The sequence below is a fragment of the Marinobacter sp. 2_MG-2023 genome (assembly GCF_030546935.1).
Lineage (GTDB): Bacteria > Pseudomonadota > Gammaproteobacteria > Pseudomonadales > Oleiphilaceae > Marinobacter.
In genome coordinates, this window is the sequence record NZ_JAUOPH010000013.1 from 1 (window position 1) to 3,526 (window position 3,526).

Sequence of the window (3,526 nt, forward strand, 5' to 3'; positions counted from 1 at the left end):
GTATTAAGAGTCTGACGATGACCTACTCTCACATGGGCAATGCCACACTACCATCGGCGCAGGCCTGTTTCACTTCTGAGTTCGGGATGGGATCAGGTGGTACCAGGCCGCTATGGTCGTCAGACAAAACGGTCGATCACTGGGGGATGAGATAGAGCTGTGATGCTGATTCTTTCGCTGCGATATCCGCAATTGTCTTGGGTGTTATATAGTCAAGCCGCACGAGCAATTAGTATCGGTTAGCTCAACGCCTCGCAGCGCTTACACACCCGACCTATCAACGTCCTGGTCTTGAACGGCTCTTCAGGGGCCTCGAGGGCCCGGGGAGATCTCATCTTGGAAGGGGCTTCCCGCTTAGATGCTTTCAGCGGTTATCCTGTCCGAACATAGCTACCCAGCAATGCCTCTGGCGAGACAACTGGAACACCAGCGGTTCGTCCACTCCGGTCCTCTCGTACTAGGAGCAGCTTTCCTCAAATCTCCAACGTCCACGGCAGATAGGGACCGAACTGTCTCACGACGTTCTAAACCCAGCTCGCGTACCACTTTAAATGGCGAACAGCCATACCCTTGGGACCGGCTTCAGCCCCAGGATGTGATGAGCCGACATCGAGGTGCCAAACACCGCCGTCGATGTGAACTCTTGGGCGGTATCAGCCTGTTATCCCCGGAGTACCTTTTATCCGTTGAGCGATGGCCCTTCCATACAGAACCACCGGATCACTATGACCTACTTTCGTACCTGCTCGACGTGTCTGTCTCGCAGTTAAGCGGGCTTGTGCCATTACACTAACCGTACGATGTCCGACCGTACTTAGCCCACCTTTGTGCTCCTCCGTTACGCTTTAGGAGGAGACCGCCCCAGTCAAACTACCCACCACACAGTGTCCTCATCCCCGATGAGGGGACAGAGTTAGAACCTCAAACATGCCAGGCTGGTATTTCAAGGTTGGCTCCACGCAAACTGGCGTTCACGCTTCAAAGCCTCCCAGCTATCCTACACAAACATGTTCAAAGTTCACTGTGAAGCTATAGTAAAGGTTCACGGGGTCTTTCCGTCTAGCCGCGGATACACCGCATCTTCACGGCGATTTCAATTTCACTGAGTCTCGGGTAGAGACAGCGCCCCCATCGTTACGCCATTCGTGCAGGTCGGAACTTACCCGACAAGGAATTTCGCTACCTTAGGACCGTTATAGTTACGGCCGCCGTTTACCGGGGCTTCGATCAAGAGCTTCGCGCAAGCGCTAACCCCATCAATTAACCTTCCGGCACCGGGCAGGCGTCACACCGTATACGTCCACTTTCGTGTTTGCACAGTGCTGTGTTTTTAATAAACAGTCGCAGGGGCCTGGTATCTTCGACTGGCTTCTGCTCAACCCGCGAAGGGCGTCACATACCACCAGCGTGCCTTCTCCCGAAGTTACGGCACCATTTTGCCTAGTTCCTTTACCCGAGTTCTCTCAAGCGCCTTGGTATTCTCTACCTGACCACCTGTGTCGGTTTGGGGTACGGTCTCGAATAGCCTGAAGCTTAGAAGATTTTCCTGGAAGCAGGGCATCAATGACTTCGCTCCCGTAAAAGGGTGCTCGTCGTCACGTCTCAGGATTGTGGACCCGGATTTGCCTAAGTCCACTCCCTACTCGCTTAAACCGGGACAACCGTCGCCCGGCTCACCTAGCCTTCTCCGTCTCTCCATCGCAGCTATCCAAGGTACGGAAATATTAATCCGTTTCCCATCGACTACACCTTTCGGTCTCGCCTTAGGGGCCGACTCACCCTGCGCCGATTAGCGTTGCGCAGGAACCCTTGGTCTTCCGGCGTGCGGGTTTTTCACCCGCATTGTCGTTACTCATGTCAGCATTCGCACTTCTGATACCTCCAGCAAGCTTCTCAACTCACCTTCGCAGGCTTACAGAACGCTCCCCTACCCCGCATACAAAGTATGCAGCCGCAGCTTCGGTGACCAGTTTGAGCCCCGTTACATCTTCCGCGCAGGCCGACTCGACTAGTGAGCTATTACGCTTTCTTTAAAGGATGGCTGCTTCTAAGCCAACCTCCTAGCTGTCTGAGCCTTCCCACATCGTTTCCCACTTAACTGGTACTTGGGGACCTTAGCTGGCGGTCTGGGTTGTTTCCCTCTTCACGATGGACGTTAGCACCCACCGTGTGTCTCCCGGATAGTACTCACAGGTATTCGGAGTTTGCATCGGGTTGGTAAGTCGGGATGACCCCCTAGCCGAAACAGTGCTCTACCCCCTGTGGTATTCGTCCGAGGCGCTACCTAAATAGCTTTCGGGGAGAACCAGCTATCTCCGGGCTTGATTAGCCTTTCACTCCGATCCACAAGTCATCCCCTGGCTTTTCAACGACAGTGGGTTCGGTCCTCCAGTTGATGTTACTCAACCTTCAACCTGCTCATGGATAGATCGCCCGGTTTCGGGTCTATGCCCAGCGACTGAATCGCCCTATTAAGACTCGGTTTCCCTACGGCTCCCCTAAACGGTTAACCTCGCCACTGAACATAAGTCGCTGACCCATTATACAAAAGGTACGCCGTCACAGAACAAGTCTGCTCCGACTGCTTGTACGCATACGGTTTCAGGATCTATTTCACTCCCCTCACAGGGGTTCTTTTCGCCTTTCCCTCACGGTACTGGTTCACTATCGGTCAGTCAGGAGTATTTAGCCTTGGAGGATGGTCCCCCCATATTCAGACAGGATACCACGTGTCCCGTCCTACTCGATTTCACTAGACTCAGGTTTCGGATACGGGGCTATCACCCACTATGGCGGCACTTTCCAGAGCCTTCTCCTACCAGTTGTCTAGCTTAAGGGCTAGTCCCCGTTCGCTCGCCGCTACTTAGGGAATCTCGGTTGATTTCTTTTCCTCGGGGTACTTAGATGTTTCAGTTCCCCCGGTTCGCCTCTTACACCTATGTATTCAGTGCAAGATACCCGACCGAAATCGGGTGGGTTTCCCCATTCAGAAATGTCCGGATCACAGCTTGTTTGCCAGCTCCCCGAACCTTATCGCAGGCTTCCACGTCTTTCATCGCCTCTGACTGCCAAGGCATCCACCGTATGCGCTTAGTTGCTTGACTATATAACCCCAAGACAACTGATCACTCATGCTCACCAGGCGGGCATCTCTCAACCGAAGTTAAGCGATTCCTTTCCAGGAACATCAGAGACAGTCACTTGAAGCTATAAACAACCACTTCAACGACAACACCGGATAACGCTTGAAAAAATCGCTATCACATTGAACACATTTTCTCGGAGATAATGAGAAAATGTCTTCGTGTTCTATCTCATCCAATTTGTTAAAGAGCAAATCTGACCCAGTGATCAGAAAGAAGAACTTCGACTAACAACTTATGTCATTAAATCGAAACGCTTATTTCTGTACACTGACCGAAGTCAGGTGACCAAGTAATAATGGTGGAGCTAGGCAGGATCGAACTGCCGACCTCCTGCGTGCAAGGCAGGCGCTCTCCCAGCTGAGCTATAGCCCCAAAGCTAT

Annotated in this window: 1 tRNA gene and 2 rRNA genes; all 3 read right to left on the minus strand. The window is 52.6% G+C overall.

Annotated elements, in window-relative coordinates:
* Positions 1–9: 9 nt before the first annotated feature.
* Positions 10–124, minus strand: a 5S ribosomal RNA gene (gene rrf, locus Q4501_RS18415).
* Positions 125–208: 84 nt separating this feature from the next.
* Positions 209–3,104, minus strand: a 23S ribosomal RNA gene (locus Q4501_RS18420).
* Between the two features lie 338 nt (positions 3,105–3,442).
* A tRNA-Ala gene (locus Q4501_RS18425) sits at positions 3,443–3,518 on the minus strand.
* Positions 3,519–3,526: the final 8 nt, after the last annotated feature.